Below are 25247 nucleotides of genomic sequence, written 5' to 3' on the forward strand. Positions count from 1 at the left end.
CGCCAGACCCGAGTCGCGCGAGGGGGTAAGCGCTGGCCGTGTGCTTCACCCCGTCCGCTTCACCATTTGTCGCGCAACGCGCGCAGCTTCACGAACACAGTCTTGGCATCGGGCTGCTCGGGCAAATCGGGAAATTGCTCTCGCAAAGCGGCAATGATGCTGGGGCTGGCGAGGCGCATGAAGGTGTTGAACTGCTTCTCCTCGCCGAGCGTCGTGACACGCGCCGTTGCCGGATCCTGCCCCACGACCTCGGGCAGCAGCGACTTGGCCGCTGCGTTGTCCGGCTCGCGGGCAAGCGTGAATCGCAGGTTGTTCTCGATGTAGTCATGGCCCGGATACACGCGTGTGTCGGCAGGCAGCTTCGCCAGCTGGTCGACGAAGGTGCTGTAGAGCGCCTCCGGGTTGCCACCGTTGTGGCAGTTGCCCGCACCGGCATTGAACAGCGTATCTCCTGAAAACAGCGCCGGCTGATCCGTGTGAGAGCGCAGACAGATGTGGCACATCGTGTGGCCGGGTGTGTCCATGCACTCGAGTTCGACGGTCTTGCCGACCTTGATCACGTCGCCGGCCTGAACGCCGCGGTCCACACCCGTGATGCGGCTGCCGGCCCGGTGGTGCGCGATCACCTTGGCGCCCGTGGCCGCAACCACGGCTGCATTGCCTCCGGTGTGATCGTGGTGCTCGTGCGTGTTGAGGATCTGCGTGATCTGCCAGCCCTTTGCCTTCGCGGTGGACAGGCATTTTTCATGGTCCAGCGGATCGATTGCCAGTGCTTCGCCGCTTTCCGGGCACGCGATCAGATAGTTGTAGTTGCGGTAGGCATTACCGGTCCAGATGCGCTCGACGATCATCAATGACTCCGATAGGCGAGGGATGGGGCGACCATTGTAGGAACGTACTCGGCGCGTCTTTGAAGTGACCGAAGTGGCTCTGGCAGCGAACTAGGGTTTTCCCTATAATCGCGTCAACGCACTCATTTTTGGAGTTCCGAATGTTTACCGCACTTACCTGTCTTGCTGCCGTGGCTGCCGTCGTAGTTTCCGGCTACGTCACCACCAAGAAGATCGACGGACTTTATTGACGCAAGGCCCCAGTTGTCTCCTCCATCGTCCTTCGATGGATTTAGCCCCCGCACAGCAATGTGAGGGGGCTTTTTTCTGGGCGCCAGTCTCACAGACTCAGCGCCTGGCGAGATAGATGGCGATGATGGCCAGCACCAGAACGACCATGGCGATAGCCCATCGACTCATGGAAAAGCCCGCCCGTGTCCGGTGCGAGCGGTAGTTTTCAAGCCGCGCCGGGAGAGTGCGAACATCCTCCATGCTGTAAGGCTCGAACCTTTCGTCGTGCTCGACCGCCTCCAGAACGCGCTGCAGGGCGGCGGCGTCTTCCTGATGGCGCTCGAGGTCCGACTTCCGGCCTTGGGCTCGTTGGACGTGCGCGAGGAACTGCGAGCCATCCGGCGTCAGCCCGATGTCTTCGCCGTGGATCGCCAACACCCCGGCCTCAATCAACGCCTCGACACCGCGACGGACCGCGGGACGCTCGCTGACCGGTATGGTGGCCTGAAGGCCCGTCCGCGATGTGCGGTTGGCACCGGACGCGCACCTGTTTCGAACGAGCTGCGCGAGCACGCCAGCAAACATCGTGCGGTCGGTCAGTGCATTGGCCATGCGGTTCCCCTCCTGCTTGTTGTCGCGAAGCGGGCTCTTCCCAGGCGACGCGCAATGTGAGCATGAGGCCGCGCCGCGCCGTTTGGGATCGGGAATGCCCGAAGGAGCAACTCAGCGGTAGCCGCTTTCGTTCGAGTTATGAATGATCCAGATCAGGTTCCCGCTCGAAAAATCTCCCATGCCACCGCCGGCAAAGATCAAGCGGCCCTGGCCTTTGTAGGTCAGCTCGAACCGATGCCGATCGCCGCCGAAGTAGAACGGGATCCAGGCCTTGCCCGTCATGTAGGCGCCCTGGTCGGTCGGAGGGCCGGCGATGTCCATGGCCTGGCGCACGGACATTCCGATCTGCAACTGCGTGAACTTCGAGTTCTTGGCCGGATTGCCGGTGATCTCTCCTTCGTAGTCGTTGATGCCCTTGACGGTGCGACCGCTGCCGGATTCGATCTTCGACGAGTCGATCACGTTGCCTTGCGCGTCCATGCCGGGGCGCGCTCCCTTCGCCGCGGTAGCTGTCGGAGCGGGGGCGGGAGCGGGAGCGGGTGCCGCCGCAATCGCGGCGGGTGCCGGCGCTGCAGCAATCACGGGCGCTCCGGCTTCGGGCACGCAACGATCAAGATCCACGGCAATGATGTCCGGCCCGGAGCGGTACGCGTACTTCAAGATCTTGGCGGTGACTTCGCCGCCGTGGAAGCCGGCCGGCATGTTCCTGCAGAAGAAGTACCAGTCGTCCGAACCTTGCACGGTGAAAGCCGTGCCGGACACACGATCGGTGTCCGTGCTTTTCGCCAGCTCCAAGGTGACGGTCTTTCCTGCAAGGCGTCGCGCGGCCGCCTTGTCACTGCCGGCGGCGCGAGCGGCCTTTCTGATGTCGTCGTACGTCATTGGCGCGGGGCCCTTGCGAGTGCTTCTGGATGCCGAAGCGTCGGGCTTTGACGGCGCAGTCGCGACGGGCGCGGGGGCCGGCGCAGGTGCGGGGGAGGCAGCAGCAGCGGCGGAGTCGGACGACTCGGCAGTCTTCTTGGGCTGCATCGCGCAGCCTGCGGCCAATATGGAAATCGCTGCGGCTACGGCGCATGCTGTCGAAGGGAACCTCAATTTCACGGACGAACTCCTTGTTACAGAGTTCGGATTATTGACGCACTTTTTCAACGCCGAAGCCCGTACGGACAAGGCGGGGTGGTATTGGGCGCCGCAGTTAGCCGCCGGCGTTTGCAGCGAGGTGCGAACAGACTGACGCCACTCTTGGTGACAATAAGCGGGGCTTCTCGAAGCTTCGCGCCGTGACCCAAATCAAGAGAGCCAAGCCCGCCCGATTCCCTGCGCCTGCTGCCTCAACAATGGCACCAACTTCGCCGCTCGCGTGAGGGGCAGCCGCGCTGCCATCGCGTTGATGCTGAGGGCGGCGACTGGGCGCCGCCCAGAAGAAAATACCGGCACCGCAAGCACGTTGGTGCCGGGAATCACGCCCGTTTCGGTGAATGCATAGCCTAGCTTGCGGGCGGCCGAGATTCGCGCGCGCAGCGCATCGACCGTCAGCCGGTGGCGCGCCAGTCTATGTTCGATCTTGGTTAACACCTGCTCTTGCTCCGCTGAATCGAGGAAGGCCAGCATGATCAGGCCGCCCACGCCTACGCCCAGAGGTAGACGAGCGCCGACCGAGACGCCGATCACCTGAATTGGGTAGCTGCCTGTCAGGCGCTCGACGCAGATCGAGTCGGGTCCGCTCCGCAGCGTCAACACGGTCGAATCGCCGGTCTGCCTACACACCTCGCGCAAGAACGGGGCCGCCGTACTGCGGATCGGCAAAGGCGACGAACGCGCGATGCCCAGCAGCGATGCCTCGCGACCGATCACGTAGCGAGGAGGGGAACTCGATCGCTCGGCAAGGCCTTCCTCGAATGGGTGCCATAGTCCGCCGAATCGAGACCGAACTCTTCCACCCAGCCATCGACTATGCGCGCGTATTGCCGAGTCCCAAGGTGTGGCGAGGAATGAACCCGGCTCGGGAACAAGAAGTCTTCGGATCGAAGATGGGCTGAATGGATCCAACTGGACACGGCGTCACGGGTCGGCTCGGTGAGTTCGAACTGGACCGGACGTCCGGTCTTCTGCTGGATCACGTTCGCCCGGGCTGCCGGTCGGTCGCCATTGGCCACATCGCGTACCCGTAGTTTGATCAGATCGCAAGCCCGAAGCTTGCTGTCGATGCCGAGATTGAAAAGCAACAGGTCGCGCGTGCGGCAAGACAGCTGGAGCCGAGTTCGGATCGCCCAGATTTCCTTGAGCTTGAACGGGCGCTTCTGTCCGACGAGTTTGTCCTTGTTCCACGGGGCCCGCGGTGTTGAGCCGATGTCCATGTCGATCTCCTTTGCTGTTTGGGGATCGAACACTCTGCGCCGGGAGGTCGCGGGCCGGCCTGAACGATGCTGCTGACCTCGATCGACGCAACCAGGCCGATCGCAGCAAAGCGGACGGCATGACTGACGCCGGTCCCGTCCCTCTTCGTGACGGTGTCCGCGCTGCGCCACAGGGAATAGTCAAGTTGAACACTTTGATGTTACATAGTGACTCATTCGGTTACCCTTATCGGAGTTGGCGTCCAGTCAGGCACGCCCACGTTCACAACGACAAAGGAGTTTCTGATGAGGGTTTGGAGTTCGACCGCCACTCTGGCGGTGATCCTTGGAGGGTTGACAGCTTGTGGCGGCGGCGGGGGTGGTGGCGGCAGCTTGCCGCCGATCGCTTCGGCCCAGACAATGAATTTGTCCGTAGCGGTGAACGGAACTGCTGCTGCAGCGGACAGCTCGGGGCAATACGCAGTCAAGCCGGGCGACACGATCGAGATCACGCCAAGTACCGGCGCCGATTGGACATCGGCGGCATCGGACTCAAACACCGTTGCGCTTCGTGCCCCAACCATCTCAAGCGCAAAGTGGTCTGCGCAGATCATCAACAACTCGACCGCGCAAGCGACTTATACGGTGACGGCAAAGGCGACCAGTTCCTCGACCGCAACGAAGAACGCGGTATTCAAGATTGCCGGAGGCGACAGCCAGAACGGCTCATATCGTGTTTGGGCGACCAACGGAACCCAGTCACAGTTGGCCCTCAACTTCGATACCAAGTCCTATGAAATGACCGACTCCACAGGAGTGGTGTCTTCGGATTCGTTCGCCGCGGACTCGAATGAGGCGGGCACCTACGTCTTCAAGAGCTCGAAGACCACAGCAACCTTCAACGCGGCCAGGTTCCGCGTGACCAGCGATGCCGTCGTGGGCGCTTTCCCGTTCGAAGATCCGCAGGTTGCGGCGACATTCACGGTCCAACCGTTCATCGCATCGCGTACGCTGCTGACGGCCCAGGCAGACCTGGATGGAACGTACACACGACTTGGCGTGAACTACGCGCCCGGTCTGCGCGACTCCCAGATTCGCCGCGTGCAGCTATCGGCGGGCGGCACCGTATTCCAGCAATGCAACGACGTCGCGATCAACGACATGGCCAATTGTTCGGTTGCCAACCTGACCACCTACGCGGTGACTTCAACGTCAAACAATGGGTGGAGCTACGTGAATGTCGCGAATCCTGCCGACAAGGCCTCGTTTACTGTCGCTTACGTCGGTGGCCAACGAGTCATGCTGGCTTCCGGGCTAGACCAGACTGGAACGCAACGTGTATTTCGCATCGGGGTCATTGCGACCGGACCGATGGCCAATACGTCAAAAGGCGGCACAACGAACGGCGGTTGGGGCGCACTCAATTCTGATGCCGTCAATGCTTCATGGGCCGTGACCAAGGCTGACGGGACTGCGGACCACCAGAGTCTCGTTCTTAATGGCCTTGGCTTGCCACCGGGCCTGCAAAGCGCAGGCTCGGTGCCAAACGCCTACTTCTTCATGCAAAACAGCGCGTTGTCTGTTGCAGTTGGTGCGCGGAACAACAATGGCGCCGGCTACATGCATTTCGGCCTGGTCAACTGACGAAGCGCGGGCCGCGACTCGTCGGGGTCGCGGTTCGGGAATCACCCGCGATCTTGCGCTGCAAAGGAGGCTTCCCGAGGGCTTCAGTTCTGGCGCACGACCGAGCGGCGGCTTCCGCCAAAGCGGCCGCTCGTTGCTGCTCTATTCGCGCTACGCGCTACCTGAGCAAGCGCACGATGTGCCCGGAGTAGACCGCGACCACCTTCCACTAAAACGCTCCGCTCAGGTTCCGAAGCTGTAGCGCAATCCGACCCACGCAGTGCGCGGCGCGCCCGGCGACAGGAGAGTTGCTCGGCTCACCGGGAAATCGCCATTCACGTTCGCCGGAAGCGCTTGCGCGATATAGCTGCCGTTCGTGGTGAAGCCGTTGATTCCAAGCTGGCCGCCGGTCGTGTACTTGCGATCGAACAGGTTGCTGACCTGGACGAAGAACTTCAGTCCCGGCTTGGGCTTGTAGTCGACGCCGAGGTTGAACACTGCGTATCCCCCATTGCGCCCCGAGCCGGTGTAATAGATTCCGTCGGGCGAGTCCAGGCCGTTCTCGTTGCCGCGCAGGGTCGTACCGCTCACCGCGTTCATGTCGGCGCCGATACGCCAGTGCGCGTCAGGCTCCCAGTCCGCGAAGAGCTTCAGGCTGCGCAGCGGCAGCTGAGGGATGCGATTGCCGGGCTTGATCTGGATGGTCCCCTCGGTGCCGGGGAAGCCGGCGGCGGCGGAGGAATTGCTGCTGTTGCCCGAGCCGTCGATCGTCTCCGGGCTTTGGTAGGTTGCATCCAGCAGGCTCAGATTGCCGCCGAAGGTCCAGCGGGCGGCGGGTTTGGCCTGCAGACCCATCTCGACCCCTTGACGCCGTGTCTTGCCGAAGTTCTTGAAGTAGCCAAAGCCGCTCGAGTTGTCCGAAACGAAAAGGATGTCATCACGGTTGTCGGAGCGGAACACTCCGAGGTTCCAGGCCACGGTGCCGACCACTGTGCCGCGCAGGCCGGCCTCGAAGGTGGTGGTGACGACCTGCTTGAGCGGCGGGTCACCCGCAAAGGAATTCGGCAGCTTGCAGGGGCTCGCCGGGTCGGCGCAACCCAGCTCGATCGCCGTGGGCGCCCGGCTGCCCTGGTTTGCACCTGCATAGAGGGTGACCACCTCGTTCGCCGCGAAGGTCAGCCCGGCGGCAGGATTGAAGCGTGCGAAGGTGTATGAGCCGTCCAGCGAACCCGGTCCTCCTCCAGGCGTGATGCCGTCGACATTCGTCAGCGAGGTGTGGTTGTAGCGTCCGGACAGCGTCAGGTGCGTCCGCGTGTTGAGCTCCATCGTATCGGTGGCATAGATGCTGCCAGTGCTCGATCGGCTCGATAGATGGACCCGCGCGTCGAACGCGTTCTCGGAGTCTTGGCTGCCGTCGGCGAAGGCGCCGGGGCCGAACACCGGCGTGATGGTGCGATCGGGATTGAGGTAGCCGAACTGCGTGCCTTGCGTGAAGGTCACGCGGCTGGCGTCGTAGGCAGCGCCGACGACGAACTGATGCCCGACCTGGCCGGTCTGCGCCTGCGCCGACAACTGGCCCGCGAGGCCATAGTTGGTCTGGCGCGCTTCCGTCTGGTTGACCAGGCCGTTGCACTGCTCGTTCGGCGCTGCGTTCAGCAGCGCGTTCGCGATGCAGCGCCACTTGGGAAAGGGCGTGTTCGACGAGTTCTCCCCGCTGGTCGGGAATCCCGTGTAACCGGCGGCCGCCAGTGCCGCCTGCTCGGCCGCGTTGGGTTGGTAGACCGGCTGGCTGAAGGAATCGTCATTGACGTCGCCGTTGAAGGTCCTGGCGTTGATGTTGCGGTAGTAGGCGTTGCCCGAGAAGGTGAGCGAATCGCTCAAGGCCTGCACCGCGGCCAGGTTGAGAAAGGCGGACCGGTTTCGCGTGTTGTCGGGGATGGAGCGCACACTGCCCCAGTCACGCTGCAGCGCGCCCTGTTCCTGCACGCCGTTGCCGGTGAGGTCGTTGTCGGCGAGCGCCAGCGTCAGCGACACGTCGCCGTCGCGTGTCTTCCGTCCGACCTTGGTGAACAACTGGCTCAGGTCGGAAGACGATGCGGTGCGCCAGCCATCTTCGGTGAACCGGTTGCCGGTGACGTACCAGTGCATGCCGTTGTCGGCGTTGTAGCCGCCGGTCTCGAACTCCGCGGCCGCGCGGCCGTATGAGCCGCCCAGCACCTGGACCGAGGTGCCGGGATAGTGGATGCCGTCCTTGGTCTGGATCGACAGGGCGCCGCCCAGGGTGTTGAGGCCGAACAAAGGATTGCTGCCCGGCATCAGCGCAATCGACGCGATGGCCGTGCGTGAAAACAGATCCCAACTGACGACGTCGCCGAAGGGCTGGTTCAGCCGCACACCATCGAGGAACACCGAGAGTCCTTGAGGAGTGCCCAGCAGCGGAGACGCCGTGAATCCGCGGTAGTTGATGTCGGGCTGGAAGGCGTTGCCCTGGGTCTCGTTGACGGTCACGCCGCCGATCGCGCGGTTGAGAAAGTTCGAGAGGTCGAGCGAATGGAAGCGCTCCATGTCGGCGTCCGTCGCGGTCTGCACATTCGACGGTATCTGGTCGCGCGGCACGTCGATGCCGGGCAGCGGCGTGACTGCGATGACGTTGATGGTGGGCAGATCGGGCGCGGCCCGGACGGCCGGTGCGGGCTCACCGCTGGTCTCGTCCTGTGCGTAGGCCGCCACGCCGTGGCACAGCAGCAGGACCGCCGTGGCCACAGGCGCTGACGAGAAAACAAACGCGCGTGCGTTGCCGGACATGGTGTCTCCTCGGCGTTTGAATTGTTATCGCGCAGGATGCTCAACGAACGATCTTCTCGAGGTTAGCTGCGCGGTCAAGGCCCTTGGCTTCGGCGAAACCCTTGACGCCGCGAAAGACGGTCCCATCCAGATCGGCCTCTGTGAAGTCGGCCCCGGTCACGTCGGCGCCTGTGAGGTCGGCGCCTCCAAGCTTGACGCGAAAGAAGTTCGCGCCGCGCAGATTGCCGTCCGTGAGATTGCAGAAAGTCATCAACGACCGGTTGAAGTCGGCACCAGCCAGCGTGGCGCCGGCCAGGTTGGCGCTGGCCAGATCGGTTCGCATCTGTCCCATTCCCTGGTTCTTGATGTTGACACCGACGACGGCATTGCTGAAGTTGGCTCCGGAGAGGTCGGCCCCCGGCAGGTCCGCGATCATCCGTACCCCGGTCATGTTGGCGCCCTTGAAGATGGGCATCTTCTTGACCTCGCCACCCAGGATGACGACCGAAAGCAGGCTCGCGCGCGTCAGGTTGGCGCCGGTGAAATCCGTGCCCATCAGCCAGGCGCCGTTCAGGTTGGCGCCTTCCAATGCTGCGCCGCGGAAGTCGGACTGAACGAGCTTGCTGCCGAAGAAGCTGGTGCCTCGCAAGTTGGCATTGCGAAAGTCGAGCTTGCTCAGGTCGAGGTCGGACAGGTCCTTGCCCGACAGGTCGGCCACCGCGGCTGGCGATGCGCTCGCGAGCGCGGCCCTGACTTGATCGACGGAAAGGTCAGCCGCCGAGGCATTCAGGACCCCGAGCACAGCCAGCAGCGTGGTCACGCTGGCGTTTGCGAAACGCTCGACACTGTTCATTCAGACTCCTCTCTCGCCGTCGCGGCTATCCGATGGTCGACGCACGCTGCAGTCCTCGGCGTCATAGCATTCAATGAGCATCACTTTGAAAGAGACCGACATGACCCAATGGCGCAAGAAGTCTGCTTCCGACGTGTTCACGCCCGAAGAGACCATCGCGCGGCTCGCGGAGGAGCTGCCGAAGTGGTACTTCGAGGATGGATGGATTCGTCGCAAGTTCAAGACCAGCGGCTGGAAGGCAACGCTGATGGTTGTCAACACGGTGGGCCACTTGGCGGAGGCCGCCTGGCACCACCCCGATCTCACGGTGTCGTACGCCTTCGTCACGGTGAAGCTCATGAACCACGCGGCCAAGGGCATCACCGAGAAGGACTTCGAACTCGCCAGGAAGATCGAGGACGTCGTGATGTGGCAACCCGGCGCCGTGGAAGGCGCGGCGCTCGAAGGCACGCCCGACGACCCGCGCTTCAAGTACCTCAAGTACGACTGACCCGGCGCGCCAGGACGTTGCGTGGTGACACAGTGTCCTCAACTCGATACATGGCGGCACGCGCCCTCGGGAGAAGGGCCAGCGGAACGGAGCTTGCTTTGCAAGCCCTGAACAACCATTGACCTTCAATACCCCTCAAGCGCGATGGATCGCCCCCGAAACTTTCCCGAAGAGGGCTTTGTCGGCCGCCCCGAGATCGTCGCCCTGCGCGCGCCTGGGCGTTTGCATCTGGGCTTTCTCGACCCTGCCGCGTCACTGGGCCGTCGTTTTGGCAGCGTCGGCCTGATGATCAACGGCTTCGAGACGGAGGTCGAGATCAGCGCGTCGGCCTCCGACCAGATCACGGCCAGAGGACCGGCGGAGCATGCCGAGACAGAGCGCGCGGCCGCGTGCCTGAGCCTTCTGCGAAACCACAGTGGGCGCGCCGAACCGCTGCATCTGCGGATCGTGCAGGTCTTGCCCGCCCATGCGGGGTTCGGTTCCGGCACGCAGTTGGCGTTGGCGATCGGCAGGGCGTTCGCGCTCTGGCACAGCCTTGGCGTTCCCACAGCGACCTTGGCGCAATGGCTCGGGCGTGGGCTCCGCTCGGGCATCGGTATTGCAGGATTCGACCATGGCGGGCTGATCGTCGACGGCGGCCCAAGTGCGAACGGCGCGCCCGCGCCCGTGTTGTCGCGCATCCCGCTGCCCGAAGCCTGGCGAGTGCTGATCGTCCAGGACAGCGCACAGAAGGGCTTGTCGGGTGATGAAGAAAGAAAACGGATTGCCGGCTTGCCGCCATTGCCCCGAGCGCTCGCCGCCGACCTATGCCACCAGGTGCTGATGCGCGTACTGCCGGGAGCCGCCACCGCCGACTTCACGTCGTTCGCGCAAGGCGTCCTGCACGTCCAGCAGGTGCTGGGCGAACATTTCGCGCCCGCGCAGGGCGGCCGCATCTTCGCGAGCGAAGCGGTGGGACGCCTGCTCGGATGGGCATTGCAGGCCGAGCACGTCGCTGCGATCGGCCAGAGTTCCTGGGGCCCGACCGGCTTCGCAATCCTGCCGTCGCAGGCGCGCGCGCAAGCAGCGCTCGATGCCATGCTGGGCGCCAACCTCATCGCGCCGTCGCTGACGCTGCGCATCGTTTCCGCCCGCAACAGCGGGGCCGCACTGCTCGATCGGCGCCTCGAAGTGCCCGAGCCCTGAACCCAACGCAGAGTCGTCTACATGGAACGTCCCTACATCCTCCACATGTTCACACCGGGCCGGCAGATGAGTCCGTTCGACATCAACATGGCGGCCGACGCGGGCTACCAGATCGTCGTGCCGTACTGCGGGGTCGAAACCGACGGCATTGCCGGGCTCACGCAGGACACGATCTTCTCGCGCAGTCCGAAGGGCTTGCTGCGAACCGGCATCTTCATCGGCGGACGCGACGTGCTCCAGGCGGCCGATATGCTCGATCGCGCAAAGGCATCCATGTTCAAGCCCTTCGTCGTGTCGCTGATGGCCGACCCCAGCGGCGCCTTCACGACCGCGGCGGCGATGGTGGCCTGCGTCGAGGCCGCGCTGCTTGCCGGCCAGCATGCCCAGGGCCTGGATGGCCGGCGCGTGGTGATCCTCGGCGGCACGGGGCCCGTGGGCCGCATTGCCGGTGTGATCGCGGCGCAAACGGGCGCGCATGTCTTCCTGTCCAGTCGCGGTGGCACTGATGCGGCCGAAGCAGTCGCGGGCGAAACCGGCAAGCGATTCGGGGTCAGCCTGCGGGGCGTGGCCGGCGGCGATCAGGCTGCTGTGCGCGCATCGATCGTCGATGCCGATGTGCTGCTTGCCTGCGCGCCGGCAGGTGTCCAGGTCGTTTCGGCCGAGATGTTGACCTTCGCGAAGCAACTCAAGGTCGCAGCCGATGTGAACGCCGTGCCGCCCCAGGGCATTGCCGGCGTCGCTGCGATGGACAACGCCAAGCCGCTGTCCGGCACCTCGGCCGTGGGCATCGGTGCACTGGCGATCGGCAACGTGAAATACCAGACGCAACAACGGCTACTGGTGCAGATGCATGAGGCCGAGGCGCCGGCGGTGCTGAGCTTCACGGAGGCGTTTGCCACCGCACGCGCCTTCATCGCCGAAAAAGCGGCTTGATTGCTCTGGCACCCGACATGACAGCGTTTGCCGTGGTCTCCATTTCTGCGCGCATGTTGGCCGAAGCAGCCGTCGATGACGGCTTCGAGGTGGTGGCGCTGGATCTGTTCGGCGACGCGGACACCCGCCGAGCCTGCGCCGAGTGGCATTCGATCGGAGATCCGGCGAGCTTGAGCATCGACGGCGCACGGCTGCTGTCCACGCTTGAAGCGCTTGCGCAGCGTGCTCGCGTGGCCGGCTGGATCGCGGGCTCCGGCTTCGAGGGCCGGCCCGACTTGCTGGAAAGCGGCGCGGCGCTGTTGCCACTGATCGGAACGCGTGCAGACGCGATGCGGCGCTTGCGCGACCCACGGGCCTTCTTCGGCCTCCTCGATGCGCGAGGGATCGCGCATCCGCCGGTACGGTCGACCGCGCCCGATGACGCAGCCGGCTGGCTGGTCAAGGATGCGCATGGTTGCGGCGGCTGGCACATTCGCCGGGCGGCATCGTCCGACGTCCTGGGCGCCCATCAGTACTTCCAGCGCGAGATCGCAGGCAGGCCCATGTCGATGACATTCATGGCCAACGGCAGCGATGCCTCGGTGCTCGGCTTCAACCAGCTGATCGTGCGGCCTTTGGCGGGACGGCCTTTCGTGTATTGCGGCGCGGTGGGACCGGTGTCCTTGCCTGCCGGCGCCGCGGACTGCGTCACGGCCGCACTGCGTGCGCTGGTGCCCGCCTTCTCACTGCGCGGTCTGGGCAGCCTGGATTTCATGCTCGATGGTGAGGCCGTCGAGGTGCTCGAAGTCAACCCCCGTCCGCCGGCCAGCATGGCGCTCTACGGCCCCGGCATGGTGGCGGCGCACGTGCGTGCCTGCGTGCAGGGCGAGTTGCCGGAAGCTCGCGTGCAGACGCACGGTCTCATTCGCGGCACCGAGGTCGTCTTCGCACCGCGTCGGCTTTGGCTGGACGAGCCTGCCACGCGGCGCCTCGCCGCACGCCCCTGCTGCCACGATCTTCCGCTCGGCGCAACGAGCTTCGAAGCCGGCGATCCCCTGTGCAGCGTGAGTGCCAGCGGCACCGACGCGGCGCACGTGCGCGAGTTGCTGCAGCGCGGCCGCGATGCGGTGCATCGATCCCTGGAGGCTTGCGCATGACCGCCGCGACCGCGACAGCACCCCTGGCGGCATGCACGCTCAGCGTGAACGCGCTCGCCCGGCCGCTGGTCGAGCGCTTGCTCGCCGATGCCGATGCGCTCGGCGTGAGGGTGAGCCGCGACGAAGGTGGCCCCTACATCGTCGATGCAGGCATCGCCGTAGGTGGCAGTGTCGCAGCGGGCCTGCTGGTGGGTGAGATCTGCATGGGCGGCCTCGGCCACATCAGCTTGCGCCCTGATGGACTGGAAGGCTGGCCCACGTGGGTCGAGGTGCACAGCGCGCAACCGCTGCTGGCCTGCCTGGGCAGCCAGTACGCCGGCTGGAGCCTCGCGGCCAGCAAGGAAGAAACGGGAGGCAGGAAGTTCTTCTCGCTCGGTTCCGGTCCGGCGCGCGCCCTGGCGGTCAAGGAAACGCTTTTCAGTGAACTCGGCTACCAGGATCATGCGGATGCGGGCGTGCTCGTGATGGAAGTCGATCGGACGCCGCCGAAGGTCATCATCGACAAGCTGCTGCGCGACTGCCACTTGAGCGCAGAGAGGCTGACGCTGATCCTCACGCCGACGACCAGCCTTGCCGGCACCACCCAGGTGGTGACGCGCGTACTGGAGGTCGCGCTGCACAAGACGCACCAGTTGGGCTTTGACCTCGGCAACGTCGTGGGCGGCGCGGGCGCCGCGCCATTGCCGGCCCCCAGCCCCGATGGGGTGGAAGCCATGGGACGCACCAACGATGCGATCCTCTACGGAGGGCGCGTGCATCTCACCGTGCGCGGCGACGATGCAGCCGCGCGCGAGCTTGCCAGGCTGTTGCCGTCGCGCAATTCGAGCGACCATGGTCGTTCGTTCGCCGACATCTTCAAGGCGGCCGAATACGACTTCTACAAGATCGACGGCGCATTGTTCGCACCGGCCGAAGTGTGGGTCAGCAACATCGACAGCGGGCACACCTGGCATGCCGGCGGCCTCGATATGCCCTTGCTGCTCGGCCTGTGGCGGCAGGAAGCGTGATGAACAGCGTCACCGGCCTCACGGTGGCCATCATGACCGACGAGACCGGCTGGCACACGCGCCGGCTTCAGGCGGCGTTGCGTGCGCGAGGCTGCGTCGGTCGCTGCGTCGATCTGGCGGATTGCCGGATCGACACCACTGCCGCCTGGCATGGCTTGGTCGTGCCGGGCTTCGGCCGCGATCTGCCTGACGCGGCGCTGGTGCGCGGCATCGCGAGCGGCACCTTCGAGCAGGTCACCAAGCGCCTCGGGGTGTTGCATGCACTGCGTGAACTCGGCGTACCCGTCTACAACGATGCCCGGGCAATCGAACGCAGCGTCGACAAGTCGATGACCAGCTTGCTGCTTCACGCCGCGCGCATCGCCTCGCCACCGACATGGGCGACAGAATCATTCGCTCACGCGCAGCGCATCGCCATCCGCGAAGGCGCGGCCGGTCATGCGCTGGTGCTCAAGCCCCTGTTCGGTTCGCAGGGCAAGGGGTTGCAGTTGGTGGGGCAGGTGGATGGCGCCCATCGTGCGTTGCCGGGCATCGACACCCTCTACGGATCGCTCGCCTATCTGCAGCGCTTCGTTCCGCCGCAAACGACGCCAGGCTTCGATTGGCGGGTGCTGGTGGTCGGGGGCAGGGCGGTCACTGCAATGCGGCGGGTGAGCAGTCACTGGATTCACAACGTGGCCCAAGGCGCGCGCTGCGAACCGGCCGGACTGACGCCCGAGCTCGCTGAACTGTCCGAAGGCGCTGCGCTGGCGCTGGGCATGGACTATGCCGGCGTGGACCTGATGCCTTCGAAACGTGGCATTCAGGTGATCGAAGTGAACGGCGTCGCTGCCTGGCAGGGCCTGCAGCGCGTGACCCGCTTCGACATCGCGCGCGTCATCGTCGATGACTTGCTCGATCGCAAGCTCGCGAGTGCGCGGGCCGGCTCGCGCTCGACGATGCCGCGCCAGGCATGAACACGATCGCCATGGATACACGCCGGAGCGCGACGGACCGCGCCAGAGCGTGCTTCCTGCGCGCCTGCGAGTTGGACGTGGCCGTGCGCAAGCCGGGCAACGTCAGCCGCGCATCGGCCGGGCATCGCATGACGGCCGAGTGTTTCATTGCCAGTGCACGGGCCGCAGCCGCACCGCTGTTCGAGCCCGGGGCATCGGTCGGCGAGCGTATCGAGGCCGCGGTGGATGCGACATGGGCGGTCGCCGGGTGCAACACCAACCTGGGCATCCTGCTGCTCTGCGCGCCGATAGCGCGGGCTGTCGACCTGCGGCCTGACGCCACGGAACCCGCCGCCTTGCGCGAGGCCATCGAATCGGTGCTGGGCGCGCTCGACCTGTCCGACGCACAGGCCGCCTTCCGCGCTATCGCACGAGCCAGCCCAGGCGGCCTCGGCACAGCGCCTGATGAAGACGTCAGGGATGCGCCGAGTGTCGGCTTGCGCGCGGCCATGGCGCTTGCGGCGCACCGGGACAGCATCGCGCGCCAGTACCGCGACGGCTACGGCATGTTGTTCGATCTGGCGTTGCCGACGCTCGGAAGCGGGTTCTCGCTGAACGCGACTTGGGTGAACGACGCGCCCGATGCCGCGACCGTGGCTTCGGTCCAACGGCTCTACCTGGCGCTGCTCGGCAGGGTTGCGGATTCACACATTGTTCGAATTCATGGCGAGGCCGTGGCACACATTGTCATGACTGCGGCGCAGGGGTGGCGGCTGCGCGCCTGCCGCGAAGGCGGGCTCGACGCCGATCCCGAATTCGCAGCCTGGGACGCCTCGCTCAAGGCAGACGGGATCAACCCCGGAACCACGGCTGATCTGACGGTCGCGGCGTTGCTGGTTGCGGGCGTGACAGCCTCCCCATGACCCGGGTGGCACGGAACGTGATATCCGATGAATTGCGCCGGCCGGCAGGCCGGCGTCCCTTTGGCCCGGAACGCAATCCAGGAGACTAACAACCATGGCAAAAATTGATCGCATGATGGTCGGCGAGTCACTCGTCGGTGAGGGCAATGAAGTAGCCCACATCGATCTGATCATCGGGCCCCGTGGCAGCCCTGCCGAAACAGCGTACGCGAATGCCCTGACCAATCAGAAGGACGGTTTCACCTGCTTGATGGCCGTCGTTGCACCCAATCTGCTGACCAAGCCCGCAACCGTGCTCTTCAACAAGGTCACGATCAAGGGCGCCAAACAGGCCGTGCAGATGTTTGGGCCAGCTCAGCGAGCCGTCGCCATGGCCGTGGCCGACTGTGTCGAGGACGGCACCATTCCTCAGGCCGAAGCCGACAATGTGTTCGTCTGCGTTGGCGTCTTCATTCACTGGCTGGCCGATGACGACACGAAGATCCAGGACTACAACTACCAGGCCACGAAGGAAGCGATCCAGCGCGCTGTCGCCGGTTCTCCCTCGGCTGCCGAAGTGGTGAGCAAGAAGGGCAGTGCAGCCCACCCGTTCGCGGCGCATGCCTGACACACCCCCAGGCTCGCGCACTGCGTGTCGCTCTCCACCCCCTCGCAGGGGGCAACACCGGCGGCCCGGCTGAGCCGGTACCGCGGTGGTTCTGGAAGGGGCTGGTTGCTCGCGATTTGTCGGTGCGCTATTTAGGCACCATGCCGGAGCCGATCAGACGCAGTACCGCGCCTGCGCCTGCGCGGGACGGGTGGTCTTCGGGTGGCGGCGGGCGGCGCTCGATCTGCACGCCGACGGCGGCCACGTCGCTGAACTTGTTCGGCTTGACTATCTTGACGCGGACCCAGATTGCGCCGAACTCGTGGATCACGATGTCGGCGATCGCCTCGGCAAAGGCTTCCAGCAACTTGAACTCGTGCGCGGCCAGCAGGCGTCGCAGTCGCTCGCAGACGGCCGCGTAGTCGATGGTGTCCGCGATGTGGTCGGTGTCGCAGGCGCGTGCACGGGTCAGTCCCGCATGAACGTCGATCACCACGGGCTGCGCGCGGTGCAACTCGGTCTCATGGATGCCGATGACGGTGTCGCCGACAAAGCCTTCGATGAAGATCACGTCCATCGCGCTCAAATCCGGCAGCGAGTTCGGCGAAACCCTGGCCGTGGAAGTCGCTGGATGATGCTCGGCGGTCATCGTGCTCCTTCGCGTGGTGGGTTCGCACGGTTGCAAAAGTATCTTTGCGCACTGTGAACTCAAGTTGCAAAATGCGGGCCATACATACAGTGCGTCCCAGGCAGCGCATTCGGCGCGTCGGTTGCACACGGAGACATCGATGGCGCTGACTCTTCGAAAGAGCGCGAAGCCGGCGGATCCTCATGCGGATCGTGTGCTGGGCGTCGTGCGCGGCGGCTTCCCGGACCAGACCACGGACGTGGTGATGCGCTCATGGATCCGCTGTCTGGACCAGTACCACCTCCGGCCCGACAAGCCGCACGACCCGAACGTGATCGGCCGCGTGCCGCTCCAGGAGCGGCGCACGCGCCATGCAACGGTGATCGAGTGCGCGCGCTACGAGATGACCACCCTCTATCAGCAGTTGGCGGATGGCGAAATCGCAGTGTTGCTGACCGACACCGACGGGGTGATCCTGCACATGGTGGCGTCGCCCGAATTCGCTGCCGAAGTCGGGCCGCTGGGTTTGCGTGCCGGTGGCGTCTGGAGCGAAACCGAGGCAGGCACCAACGGGATGGGGACTTGCCTGGCTGCGGCCGGTCCGGTGACCGTGTGCCGCGACGACCACTTCTACACGCAGTTCACACAGCTCACATGTTCGGCGGTGCCGGTGTTCGATCCCATGGGCAACATCGTCGCCGCGCTCGACGTCACGAGCCGCTCCAGCCTGATGCAGCAGCACCTGCTGGTCCTGTTGTCCATGACGGCACGGATGATCGAGAACCGCCTGATCGATCGCGAGTTCCGCGACGCGCATCCGCTGCATTTCCACAGCCGGCCGGAATTCGTCTACACACTGCACGAGGGCAAGCTCGCGGTGGACGACGACGGGCGCATTCTTGCCGCCAATCGCAGCGCGATGTTCCAGCTCGGCCTGCAGTCGATGGACCAGATCCGTTCGCGACGCATCGAAGACCTGTTCCAGACCTCGCTGGCCGACATGCTGCAGCGCAGCGCCTTGTCATCGTTTCACCCGGTCGTGACCTACGGAACCGACGCGGCGTTGCGTTTCTTCGCGGTGGCGCGACGCCCGGCCGCAGTCGCGGACGCAGTCGCAGGCTCGTTGGCGCCGTCATCGGTCGACTTCGCCGTGGCACACATTGCGCGCGCCAAGGCGCGGCCGAGCGACGTGCAGCGCACCGCGACGCCCGCTTGCACCTTCGAAGACCCTCGGCTCGCGGAGCAGCTGGCCATCGGGCGGCGGGTGATTGCCCGCGGCACGCCGGTGCTGGTGTGCGGCGAAACCGGTTCGGGCAAGGAGGTGCTGGCGCACGCGCTGCATGACGGCAGCCCACGCGCGGGAGGGCCCTTCGTGGCGATCAATTGCGCGAGCCTGCCGGAGGCGCTTATCGAGTCCGAGCTCTTCGGCTACTGCGCCGGTGCGTTCACCGGTGCACAGCGCTCAGGACGGCGCGGCAAGGTCCTGCAGGCGCACGGCGGCACGCTGTTCCTGGATGAAATCGCGGACATGCCGCTCGAACTGCAATCGCGCCTCCTGCGCGTGCTCGACGAGCGTCGCGTCACGCCGCTGGGCACCGAAGAAAGCCATGCGGTCGACTTCCAGCTGATCAGCGCCAGCCATCGCCATCTGCCGTCCATGGTGCGAGAAGGCCGGTTTCGGGAAGACCTGTACTACCGGCTCGCCGGCGTCGAGGTGCAAATGCCCCCGTTGCGCGAGCGCAGCGACAAGCTCGAACTCATTCGCGCGCTGCTCGCTGCCGAAGGGGGGCCCGACGTATCGCTGAGCCCCGAGGCCGAGCGGCTGCTCATGGCGCACCCCTGGCCCGGCAACATCCGTCAGTTGAAGCATGTCCTGCGCACCGCTGCGGCCCTGGCCGACGGAAGGCCGATCACCCGCGTCCACCTTCCTGCAATGGCGGTCAACCTCCAATCGACGCGTGACAGTGAGCCGATGCCTGAAACGAGCGCCGAGCGGTCTGACATGCCTGCGTCTCTGTCGGCGGCGACATCGGCGGCCGCGCCGGGCTCGGCGCGCGACGGGCACGTCGACAACGCGCCCGGCAGCGCCAAGCTCAACCTGATCCAGGCCAACGAGCGGCAATTGCTGCTGCAGATGCTCGAGCAGTACCGCTGGAATGTGAGCAACGTAGCCAAGGCGCTGGATGTCAGCCGCAATACGCTCTACCGCAAGATCCACAAGCTCCAGATCGAGGTTTCCCATCCCGAGCATGAATCCTGACGAGTCCGACGACGCGGCGCCGGCCGACGATGGCGAGCCGCGTTCGCGCTTCGCCTGGTGCGTGACCGGCTCCGGCCACTTTCTCGACGAAGCGATGGCGCTGGCTGCGCGACTGCCGAACGTCGACCTGTTTCTCTCGGCTGCAGGCGAGGAAGTCCTGGAGATCTACCGGATGCACCTCGACGATCTGAAGTCGCGGTTTCGGGTCTTTCGCGACAAGACGGCCAGCGGCGTGCCCGTGGGCATGCTGTACGAGGACATCTATCACACCGTCGTCGTTGCTCCGGCGACCAGCAACACGGTGGCCAAGTGCGCCTGCGGCATCAGCGATTCGCTGCCGACCAACATGTTCGCGCAGGCCGGCAAGCGCGGCATACCGGGCATCGTGTTTGCATGCGACACCGAACCGGTGATCGTGACCCGTTCGCCGCACGATTGGGTCACGGTGCGGCCCAGGCGGATCGAACTGGACAACGTGGAGCACCTGCGTGGGATCGACTTCTGTCGGGTCGTCACCTCGCCGGCGGAGCTCGAAGCCGCACTCGATGTTCGACTCAAGGAAATCTCTCGCGCATGGAACACATCCTCTTCCTGACCGGGCACCTCGCGCAGCCGAGTCTGGAGCGGGTTCTGGCCGGCATCGATGCAGCCCCGTTCACTTGGGAAGTGCGAGACCTGGGCTTGCAGGTTGCGGGGCTGATGACGGCCGACATGATCCGCCGTCGGGTGCCGCTGCCCGAGGGTGTCGACCGCATCCTCGTCCCGGGGCGCTGTCGCGGCGACATGGATGCGCTGTCCCGGCATTTCGGCATTCCGGTGCAGCGGGGTCCCGAGGAGGTGAAGGACCTGCCGCGGTTTTTTGATCGTGCCGCCAACGCGATCACGGTGGGCGCATACGAGGTCGCGATCTTTGCCGAGATCGTCGACGCGCCGCGCCTGTGCGTGCCGGAGATCGTCGCGCGTGCCGGGCGCCTGAGGACCGATGGCGCCAACGTCATCGACCTGGGCTGCCTGCCGGAGACGCCGTTCGATCATCTCGAGGAATCCGTCCAGGCGCTGAAGGAGGTGGGCTTCCAGGTGAGCGTCGATTCCGTCGATACCGATGAACTCCTGCGCGGTGGCCGCGCGGGCGCCGACTACCTTCTCAGCCTGACGCTGGACACTTTGTGGGTCGCCGACGAAGTCGCGTCCACTCCAATCCTGATCCCTCGCGACCCCAGCGACGAGGCCTCGCTGCACCAAGCGGTCGAAGCCATGCAGCGGCGCGGCAGGGTGTTTCTCGCCGATTCGATCCTCGACCCGATCCCGTTCGGCTTGACGAAATCGATCGTGCGCTATCACCGCCTGCGCGAGCGATTTCCCACGGCGCCGATCATGATGGGCGTAGGCAACCTGACCGAACTGACGGAAGCAGACACCAGCGGCATCAACGCGTTGCTGTTCGGAATCTGCGCCGAACTCGACGTGGCCGCGGTATTGACCACGCAAGTCAGCAACCACGCCCGTCGCGCGGTGAAGGAGGCCGACTGGGCGCGCCGCATCATGCACGCCGCGCGGCAGCACGCCACGCTGCCCAAGGGCCTGAGCGATGCGCTGATGACGGTGCATGCCAAGCGTCCCTTTCTCGATACGCCCGAAGAGATCGCGGCCACCGCCGCGCAGGTGCGAGATCCGAACTTCCGCGTGCAGGTATCGGCGAGCGGCCTGCATGTCTACAACCGCGATGGATTGCGCCGGGGGCAGGGCGCCTTCGAGTTCTGGCCGCATCTCGGGCTCGAAGCCGATGCAGCGCACGCTTTCTACATGGGCGTGGAACTGGCGCACGCCGAGATCGCCCACAAGCTGGGCAAGCGCTACGTCCAGGATCAGCCACTGGACTGGGGGTGCGCCACGGAAGAGCCCTCCCAATGAACGACGTGATCTTCGAAACCGTCGTGACCACCGTCGCGCCCGACGGCAAGCCGCACGTTGCCCCGATGGGCGTGCGCTATCGCGGCGAGCGCGTCGTGCTGATGCCCTTCAAGCCATCGACCACCTATGACAACATCGCCGCGACCGGTTGTGCGGTGCTCAACATCGTGACTGACACGCGCGTCTTCGCCGGCTGCGTGACCGGCCGTAGAGATTGGCCGACCCAGCCGGCCGAGAAGATCGCCGGTGTGCGCCTGGACAGCGCCTTGAGCCACGTGGAATTGAGCCTCGCCGAACGCATCGATGACGTACAGCGGCCGGCGCTGCACATGATGCGGGTTCACGAGGTCGTGCATTCGAGTTTCGCCGGCTTCAACCGCGCGCAGGCGGCCGTCATCGAGGGTGCGGTGCTGGTGAGCCGGCTGCACATGCTGGCGCCACAGAAGGTGGACAGCGAGATGGCCTATCTGCAGATCGCCATCGACAAGACGGCCGGGTCCCAGGAGCGTGAAGCCTGGGGGTGGCTCGTCGACGCAGTGCAACGGCATCGCGCCAAGGCCGCCAAAGCCGCCGAGGGCGCCGATGCCACCCAGGGACCATCGTCATGAAATTGCTCGTGAGTGTTCGCAGTGTCGAAGAAGCCTTGCTGGCAGCCGAGGGAAAAGTCGACTTCATCGATCTGAAGGAGCCCGGCCATGGTGCGTTGGGCGGCCTGCCGATCGCCACCATTCGCGACATCGTGAGTGCACTGCGCCGGCATGACAGTGGCCTGGCGATCAGCGCCACCATCGGCGACGTGGCGATGCACGAGACGCACCGCATTGCGACGTGTGTCGATGCCGTCGGCGCGTGCGGCGTCGACTATGTGAAGGTCGGTATCGAGCGCGTGCCGCAAGCGCGCGTGGTGCTCGACGCGCTTGCCGCCAGTGCCTGGCCCATCGTGCCGGTCTTCATCGCGGACAAGGGCCTGGAGCTGGCCGATGTGGCGCACGCCTGCGCGTTGGGGTTTCCGGGCGTGATGGCCGACACCTTCGACAAAAGTGCCGGCAGCCTTTTCGACGCGGTGCCGATGGAAGATCTGCGCCGCTTCATTGCCGCCGTGCGCGCGACCGGGACGATGGTCGGCCTGGCCGGCGCGCTGCGCCCGATGCACGAACCGCTATTGCGTACGCTCGCGCCTGACTTTGCAGGCTTTCGCACGGCGGTGTGCGAGGGCGATCGAAGCTCCGCGCTCGATCCTCGGCGCTTGCAGTCACTGGTCGCGCTCATGCACGGGCATGAGCGCGCCGAAGCCGGCACGCCCCATCAATCGCCGAACCTGACGTGACCAAGGAGCAACGCACGTACGCGCGTCACTTCGTTGCAGTGAACGATGTCGATCGGAAAGGCCGAGCCGTCCGACAGCGGCCCGAAGGAACGATCGACCACGCCCGCCTCGCCCAACTGGGCCAGGCTCAACCTCGGGTCGATCTCGCACGCCTTGACCAGCACCAGTCGCTCGGCATTCAGCCGCTGCGCGAGATCGAGCGCGATGCTGTCGGACGTGAACTCCCAGTTCGTCTGGGCGGTCGACCGGTTGCGTTGCAGTTCGAGCGGCAGCCACAGCGCCGTCTGTCCCTTGTGCAGCACGCGGTGGATGTCCGACTTGGTTCGCGTGAGCTGCAATGCGGGATTCAGGCCGTGCATGAGGTAGGCGGTCTGCGCCATCGCGAGAATCGCCATGTTGTGCGCGCTGAGGTCGTTGAAGCGCCACTGCGCCTGGGCGCGCCTGACTTCGTCGCCGAAGGCACCGCCTCCACAGACGACGATCACGCGTCCCCCGCCGCATTCGGCCAGCAGGTCGAGCCAGACCGGCAGCATCGGATTTGCGTTCAGGCTTCCGCCGATCTTCACGATCCACATACGGCGGGGTCCGTGTCGAAGAGGGTTGCGACGGCTACGCACGGCGCGCACACCTGAGCCCACTCCTGTACCGCAGCGCGGTCGGTGTCAGCGTTCGCGGAGGCGCGCGCAATATCGCGGCCGTACGCGAGATGATGAGACACGCATCGGGATCCGGGCGTGCCCGCCCTTGCGCTCGCCGCCACATCGGGCACCAGGAAGTCGCCGCAACCGGCGCTGACGATCACCGCACTGTCCGGAAGCGCGTGTGCCCCGATCACCCGCCGCATCTCGCTGCCTAGAACGCCGACCTGCAGCACCCGCCAGGACCGCGCAAAGTCGAGCCAATCGTCCGTCGAGCCATCGCGCCGATCGAGCCCGATCATGCGGGCCAGCCGCTGGCGGGTGGCATCCGGGTCCTTGCCGGCGTTGTCGGCGCCGGGGTACAGATCGCGGGCCGCTTTCAGTTCACCGGTCAGGCGGTACACATCCGCGCTGGTCGCGAAGAATTCATTCATCACGTTGTGCGGTGTGCCGCGCCAGTCGATGCGCTGCGCCACTGCGCAAAGCGGCGTGCGCACGACGCCGTGGTAGACCAGTTCGCCACTCGCGAGGCGCTGCGCGTCGGTGCGGTTGCCGGTGAGGATGCGTCCATCCTTGAATGCGATCAGGTCGGTCGTCGTGCTGCCGATGTCCACCAGCAAGCCGGTCCCGATGTACAGCGCGGCATGGCGCGCCGTCGCGAGCCAGTTGGCCGAGGCGATGGCGTTCCACAGGTCCGGCACATCGGCATGGCGGCACCAGCCGGCGTCGCCGGCGAAGAAGTGAACGGAACCAGGCCCCAGTGCATGCGACAGTTGCCCCGCGATCTTTCGCACGCCATCTTCACGGTCTGCGAACAGGTCGACCATCTCGCCGGTCATGGTCACCGCGTGCTGCGCCGTTCCCAGGCTGTTCCATCGCTGGCGTGCCGAATGGAGCACGGCATCGAGGCGGTCCATGCCCAGCCACAGCGGGCAGGGCCATTGGGCCACGTCGAGCACTTGTCCGCCTTGCAGAAGGCACGCCTTGGCGTGTGCGCCGCCGATGTCCCAGCCGATCACGATGCGTTCAGCCATGGGCATGCGCCGCCTTCGATCGCGAGGTCCGCTCCGCCTCCCCAATTGCGATCACCTCGGCCGCGAGATTGCGTCCCGCGGAGCGCGAAAGGCCGACGTAGGCGCTGGTCACGCGCGGATTGATCTCGATGACCACCGGGCCGCGCTGTTGATGCCACACGAGGTCGATGCCGACGAAGCCGCGCAGACCGGGAACGGCCTGGTGAACGCGCCTGGACAAGGCGCTCAAGCTCGCGCCGCGCGGATCGGTGAGCGGCACCGCATTCACGTCGACGCCGAGAAACGACACGTGGCCCTGCGCGTCGACGTCCAGGTGTTGACGATTGATGCTCAGCAGTTCGCATCCCTTCGTGCCGCACAGCAGCGACAGGCTGAGCGGCATGCCCTCCACCCAAGGCTCGATCGCCATCGCGCGGCCGGCGCGAGAGCGCATCGACCAGTCTTGCATCGCCGCTTCCTGATCGTCGTGGAGCCATGTCTCGACGGCCCCGGCGCCATCGTCCGGCTTGACCACCCAGCGCCTGGCTTCGGGCTCGTGTTCGAAGGCCAACGGCGTGGCGATGCCGGATCCGGCCAGGGTCGTCAATGTCATGCGCTTGCGCGTCGCGAGTTCGATCGCCGAGGCATCGCAGCCCAGCCAGCGTTCCGCATCGACGCATTGCCGCAAGCCCGCCAGAAGCCCATCGGTTTCGGGTGCGACCACCCACGAGAGATCGTGCGCATGGGCCTGGCGCCTGACGAACTCGAAGGCCGGTTCGCCGTTGCGCGGCGTCACGGGCCGGGCCGGCTCCGGCACGCGCGACGCCAGCGTGCAGGTCGCGACCGATAGATCGAGGTTTCCAAGGCGAAGCAAGTCGGCCATGATGGCGTTGCGCATCGACTGGCCCATCGCCAGCAGGTCGCCGGAGGCCATCTCCCCGCCGCCGCTCAGGTATTCATAGACAAAGATCCGCTTCATCGCTCCACCTGTCTCCTCCTCTTGGCT

At 65.5% G+C, this 25247-nt stretch carries 25 protein-coding genes and 1 pseudogene; 15 read left to right on the forward strand and 11 right to left on the reverse strand.

Annotation, left to right across the window (positions count from 1 at the left end; genetic code table 11):
* Positions 1 to 59 precede the first annotated feature (59 nt).
* The 3 genes from AC1DMA_RS08455 to AC1DMA_RS08465 all read right to left on the reverse strand — a co-directional run bounded on the left by AC1DMA_RS08455 (position 60) and on the right by AC1DMA_RS08465 (position 2375).
* Positions 60 to 851 carry a hydroxyacylglutathione hydrolase gene (locus AC1DMA_RS08455; RefSeq protein WP_478143892.1) on the reverse strand — a complete coding sequence of 264 codons (792 nt, stop codon included), beginning with the start codon at positions 849 to 851 and terminating at the stop codon, positions 60 to 62.
* Between the two features lie 327 nt (positions 852 to 1178).
* Positions 1179 to 1673 carry a hypothetical protein gene (locus AC1DMA_RS08460; RefSeq protein WP_478143893.1) on the reverse strand — a complete coding sequence of 165 codons (495 nt, stop codon included), beginning with the start codon at positions 1671 to 1673 and terminating at the stop codon, positions 1179 to 1181.
* A gap of 111 nt (positions 1674 to 1784) precedes the next feature.
* Positions 1785 to 2375 (reverse strand): hypothetical protein, encoded by a 591-nt coding sequence (locus tag AC1DMA_RS08465; protein WP_478143894.1) that lies wholly within the window; start codon positions 2373 to 2375, stop codon positions 1785 to 1787.
* Between AC1DMA_RS08465 and AC1DMA_RS08470 the strand changes: the two genes are divergently transcribed.
* Complete coding sequence (locus AC1DMA_RS08470) at positions 2374 to 2907, forward strand: hypothetical protein (protein ID WP_478143895.1); 534 nt, start codon at positions 2374 to 2376, stop codon at positions 2905 to 2907. The two genes, AC1DMA_RS08465 and AC1DMA_RS08470, sit on opposite strands and share 2 nt — an antisense overlap.
* A gap of 56 nt (positions 2908 to 2963) precedes the next feature.
* Here the strand turns inward: AC1DMA_RS08470 and AC1DMA_RS08475 are convergent, their stop codons facing one another.
* Both AC1DMA_RS08475 and AC1DMA_RS08480 read right to left on the reverse strand, forming a co-directional pair.
* Positions 2964 to 3527 carry an IclR family transcriptional regulator gene (locus AC1DMA_RS08475; protein WP_478143896.1) on the reverse strand — a complete coding sequence of 188 codons (564 nt, stop codon included), beginning with the start codon at positions 3525 to 3527 and terminating at the stop codon, positions 2964 to 2966.
* Between the two features lie 35 nt (positions 3528 to 3562).
* Positions 3563 to 4030, reverse strand: a pseudogene (locus AC1DMA_RS08480) (tyrosine-type recombinase/integrase); the annotation flags it as partial.
* Between the two features lie 285 nt (positions 4031 to 4315).
* On the opposite strand from AC1DMA_RS08480, the gene AC1DMA_RS08485 reads away from it, so the two are divergent.
* Positions 4316 to 5653, forward strand: coding sequence for a hypothetical protein (locus AC1DMA_RS08485; protein WP_478143897.1), 1338 nt, complete (start codon positions 4316 to 4318; stop codon positions 5651 to 5653).
* Positions 5654 to 5875: 222 nt separating this feature from the next.
* Here the strand turns inward: AC1DMA_RS08485 and AC1DMA_RS08490 are convergent, their stop codons facing one another.
* The gene (locus AC1DMA_RS08490; protein ID WP_478143898.1) at positions 5876 to 8437 is read right to left on the reverse strand and encodes a TonB-dependent receptor; all 2562 of its coding nucleotides are present in this window, start codon (positions 8435 to 8437) and stop codon (positions 5876 to 5878) included.
* Positions 8438 to 8477: 40 nt separating this feature from the next.
* On the reverse strand, positions 8478 to 9269 hold the full coding sequence (locus AC1DMA_RS08495) for a pentapeptide repeat-containing protein (RefSeq protein ID WP_478143899.1): 792 nt from the start codon (positions 9267 to 9269) through the stop codon (positions 8478 to 8480).
* 100 nt (positions 9270 to 9369) lie between these two features.
* Between AC1DMA_RS08495 and AC1DMA_RS08500 the strand changes: the two genes are divergently transcribed.
* From AC1DMA_RS08500 to fae, 8 genes are all read left to right on the forward strand, one after another.
* Positions 9370 to 9759 (forward strand): 4a-hydroxytetrahydrobiopterin dehydratase, encoded by a 390-nt coding sequence (locus AC1DMA_RS08500; protein WP_478143900.1) that lies wholly within the window; start codon positions 9370 to 9372, stop codon positions 9757 to 9759.
* Positions 9760 to 9903: 144 nt separating this feature from the next.
* Positions 9904 to 10944 (forward strand): beta-ribofuranosylaminobenzene 5'-phosphate synthase family protein, encoded by a 1041-nt coding sequence (locus AC1DMA_RS08505; protein ID WP_478143901.1) that lies wholly within the window; start codon positions 9904 to 9906, stop codon positions 10942 to 10944.
* A gap of 21 nt (positions 10945 to 10965) precedes the next feature.
* Complete coding sequence (locus AC1DMA_RS08510) at positions 10966 to 11877, forward strand: NAD(P)-dependent methylenetetrahydromethanopterin dehydrogenase (RefSeq protein WP_478143902.1); 912 nt, start codon at positions 10966 to 10968, stop codon at positions 11875 to 11877.
* A gap of 17 nt (positions 11878 to 11894) precedes the next feature.
* Positions 11895 to 13013, forward strand: coding sequence for an ATP-grasp domain-containing protein (locus tag AC1DMA_RS08515; protein WP_478143903.1), 1119 nt, complete (start codon positions 11895 to 11897; stop codon positions 13011 to 13013).
* Positions 13010 to 14020 carry a methenyltetrahydromethanopterin cyclohydrolase gene (mch, locus tag AC1DMA_RS08520; protein WP_478143904.1) on the forward strand — a complete coding sequence of 337 codons (1011 nt, stop codon included), beginning with the start codon at positions 13010 to 13012 and terminating at the stop codon, positions 14018 to 14020. Before AC1DMA_RS08515 ends, mch begins: the two co-directional genes overlap by 4 nt.
* Entirely contained in the window at positions 14020 to 14976 is a 957-nt protein-coding gene (locus AC1DMA_RS08525) for an ATP-grasp domain-containing protein (protein ID WP_478143905.1), read from the forward strand. The genes mch and AC1DMA_RS08525 overlap by 1 nt, the downstream gene beginning before the upstream one ends.
* Complete coding sequence (locus tag AC1DMA_RS08530; protein ID WP_478143906.1) at positions 14973 to 15878, forward strand: triphosphoribosyl-dephospho-CoA synthase; 906 nt, start codon at positions 14973 to 14975, stop codon at positions 15876 to 15878. Before AC1DMA_RS08525 ends, AC1DMA_RS08530 begins: the two co-directional genes overlap by 4 nt.
* Before the next feature lie 94 nt (positions 15879 to 15972).
* Positions 15973 to 16485: a formaldehyde-activating enzyme gene (fae, locus tag AC1DMA_RS08535; RefSeq protein WP_478128105.1), complete on the forward strand. Its 513-nt coding sequence runs from the start codon at positions 15973 to 15975 to the stop codon at positions 16483 to 16485.
* 127 nt (positions 16486 to 16612) lie between these two features.
* Here the strand turns inward: fae and AC1DMA_RS08540 are convergent, their stop codons facing one another.
* A complete protein-coding gene (locus AC1DMA_RS08540; protein WP_478143907.1) occupies positions 16613 to 17113 on the reverse strand; it encodes a dihydroneopterin aldolase in 501 nt (166 codons plus the stop codon).
* 139 nt (positions 17114 to 17252) lie between these two features.
* Here AC1DMA_RS08540 and AC1DMA_RS08545 point away from each other — a divergent pair, with 139 nt between their 5' ends.
* The 5 genes from AC1DMA_RS08545 to AC1DMA_RS08565 are packed head-to-tail and all read left to right on the forward strand — an operon-like array spanning position 17253 to position 22590.
* Entirely contained in the window at positions 17253 to 19352 is a 2100-nt protein-coding gene (locus AC1DMA_RS08545) for a sigma-54-dependent Fis family transcriptional regulator (protein ID WP_478143908.1), read from the forward strand.
* Positions 19342 to 19947: a flavoprotein gene (locus tag AC1DMA_RS08550; RefSeq protein WP_478143909.1), complete on the forward strand. Its 606-nt coding sequence runs from the start codon at positions 19342 to 19344 to the stop codon at positions 19945 to 19947. Before AC1DMA_RS08545 ends, AC1DMA_RS08550 begins: the two co-directional genes overlap by 11 nt.
* Entirely contained in the window at positions 19926 to 21263 is a 1338-nt protein-coding gene (locus AC1DMA_RS08555; RefSeq protein ID WP_478143910.1) for a DUF6513 domain-containing protein, read from the forward strand. The genes AC1DMA_RS08550 and AC1DMA_RS08555 overlap by 22 nt, the downstream gene beginning before the upstream one ends.
* Complete coding sequence (locus AC1DMA_RS08560; protein WP_478143911.1) at positions 21260 to 21871, forward strand: DUF447 domain-containing protein; 612 nt, start codon at positions 21260 to 21262, stop codon at positions 21869 to 21871. Before AC1DMA_RS08555 ends, AC1DMA_RS08560 begins: the two co-directional genes overlap by 4 nt.
* Positions 21868 to 22590: a (5-formylfuran-3-yl)methyl phosphate synthase gene (locus tag AC1DMA_RS08565; RefSeq protein ID WP_478143912.1), complete on the forward strand. Its 723-nt coding sequence runs from the start codon at positions 21868 to 21870 to the stop codon at positions 22588 to 22590. The genes AC1DMA_RS08560 and AC1DMA_RS08565 overlap by 4 nt, the downstream gene beginning before the upstream one ends.
* Here AC1DMA_RS08565 and AC1DMA_RS08570 read toward each other — a convergent pair.
* The 3 genes from AC1DMA_RS08570 to AC1DMA_RS08580 are packed head-to-tail and all read right to left on the reverse strand — an operon-like array spanning position 22569 to position 25220.
* Positions 22569 to 23165 (reverse strand): amino acid kinase family protein, encoded by a 597-nt coding sequence (locus AC1DMA_RS08570; RefSeq protein ID WP_478143913.1) that lies wholly within the window; start codon positions 23163 to 23165, stop codon positions 22569 to 22571. The genes AC1DMA_RS08565 and AC1DMA_RS08570 overlap by 22 nt on opposite strands.
* Positions 23153 to 24262: a hydantoinase/oxoprolinase family protein gene (locus tag AC1DMA_RS08575; RefSeq protein WP_478143914.1), complete on the reverse strand. Its 1110-nt coding sequence runs from the start codon at positions 24260 to 24262 to the stop codon at positions 23153 to 23155. The genes AC1DMA_RS08570 and AC1DMA_RS08575 overlap by 13 nt, the downstream gene beginning before the upstream one ends.
* A complete protein-coding gene (locus AC1DMA_RS08580) occupies positions 24255 to 25220 on the reverse strand; it encodes an ATP-grasp domain-containing protein (RefSeq protein ID WP_478143915.1) in 966 nt (321 codons plus the stop codon). Before AC1DMA_RS08580 ends, AC1DMA_RS08575 begins: the two co-directional genes overlap by 8 nt.
* Positions 25221 to 25247: the final 27 nt, after the last annotated feature.

The sequence above is a fragment of the Variovorax sp. 05N34 genome, from assembly GCF_056397405.1.

Bases quoted from the DNA above. Each gene is read 5' to 3' on its own strand.
- AC1DMA_RS08455 (WP_478143892.1), bottom strand. From the start codon at position 851: ATGATCGTCGAGCGCATCTGGACCGGTAATGCCTACCGCAACTACAAC.
- AC1DMA_RS08460 (WP_478143893.1), bottom strand. From the start codon at position 1,673: ATGGCCAATGCACTGACCGACCGCACGATGTTTGCTGGCGTGCTCGCG.
- AC1DMA_RS08470 (WP_478143895.1), top strand. From the start codon at position 2,374: ATGTTCCTGCAGAAGAAGTACCAGTCGTCCGAACCTTGCACGGTGAAA.
- AC1DMA_RS08465 (WP_478143894.1), bottom strand. From the start codon at position 2,375: ATGCCGGCCGGCTTCCACGGCGGCGAAGTCACCGCCAAGATCTTGAAG.
- AC1DMA_RS08485 (WP_478143897.1), top strand. From the start codon at position 4,316: ATGAGGGTTTGGAGTTCGACCGCCACTCTGGCGGTGATCCTTGGAGGG.
- AC1DMA_RS08490 (WP_478143898.1), bottom strand. From the start codon at position 8,437: ATGTCCGGCAACGCACGCGCGTTTGTTTTCTCGTCAGCGCCTGTGGCC.
- AC1DMA_RS08495 (WP_478143899.1), bottom strand. From the start codon at position 9,269: ATGAACAGTGTCGAGCGTTTCGCAAACGCCAGCGTGACCACGCTGCTG.
- AC1DMA_RS08500 (WP_478143900.1), top strand. From the start codon at position 9,370: ATGACCCAATGGCGCAAGAAGTCTGCTTCCGACGTGTTCACGCCCGAA.
- AC1DMA_RS08505 (WP_478143901.1), top strand. From the start codon at position 9,904: ATGGATCGCCCCCGAAACTTTCCCGAAGAGGGCTTTGTCGGCCGCCCC.
- AC1DMA_RS08510 (WP_478143902.1), top strand. From the start codon at position 10,966: ATGGAACGTCCCTACATCCTCCACATGTTCACACCGGGCCGGCAGATG.
- AC1DMA_RS08515 (WP_478143903.1), top strand. From the start codon at position 11,895: ATGACAGCGTTTGCCGTGGTCTCCATTTCTGCGCGCATGTTGGCCGAA.
- mch (WP_478143904.1), top strand. From the start codon at position 13,010: ATGACCGCCGCGACCGCGACAGCACCCCTGGCGGCATGCACGCTCAGC.
- AC1DMA_RS08525 (WP_478143905.1), top strand. From the start codon at position 14,020: ATGAACAGCGTCACCGGCCTCACGGTGGCCATCATGACCGACGAGACC.
- AC1DMA_RS08530 (WP_478143906.1), top strand. From the start codon at position 14,973: ATGAACACGATCGCCATGGATACACGCCGGAGCGCGACGGACCGCGCC.
- fae (WP_478128105.1), top strand. From the start codon at position 15,973: ATGGCAAAAATTGATCGCATGATGGTCGGCGAGTCACTCGTCGGTGAG.
- AC1DMA_RS08540 (WP_478143907.1), bottom strand. From the start codon at position 17,113: ATGACCGCCGAGCATCATCCAGCGACTTCCACGGCCAGGGTTTCGCCG.
- AC1DMA_RS08545 (WP_478143908.1), top strand. From the start codon at position 17,253: ATGGCGCTGACTCTTCGAAAGAGCGCGAAGCCGGCGGATCCTCATGCG.
- AC1DMA_RS08550 (WP_478143909.1), top strand. From the start codon at position 19,342: ATGAATCCTGACGAGTCCGACGACGCGGCGCCGGCCGACGATGGCGAG.
- AC1DMA_RS08555 (WP_478143910.1), top strand. From the start codon at position 19,926: ATGGAACACATCCTCTTCCTGACCGGGCACCTCGCGCAGCCGAGTCTG.
- AC1DMA_RS08560 (WP_478143911.1), top strand. From the start codon at position 21,260: ATGAACGACGTGATCTTCGAAACCGTCGTGACCACCGTCGCGCCCGAC.
- AC1DMA_RS08565 (WP_478143912.1), top strand. From the start codon at position 21,868: ATGAAATTGCTCGTGAGTGTTCGCAGTGTCGAAGAAGCCTTGCTGGCA.
- AC1DMA_RS08570 (WP_478143913.1), bottom strand. From the start codon at position 23,165: ATGTGGATCGTGAAGATCGGCGGAAGCCTGAACGCAAATCCGATGCTG.
- AC1DMA_RS08575 (WP_478143914.1), bottom strand. From the start codon at position 24,262: ATGGCTGAACGCATCGTGATCGGCTGGGACATCGGCGGCGCACACGCC.
- AC1DMA_RS08580 (WP_478143915.1), bottom strand. From the start codon at position 25,220: ATGAAGCGGATCTTTGTCTATGAATACCTGAGCGGCGGCGGGGAGATG.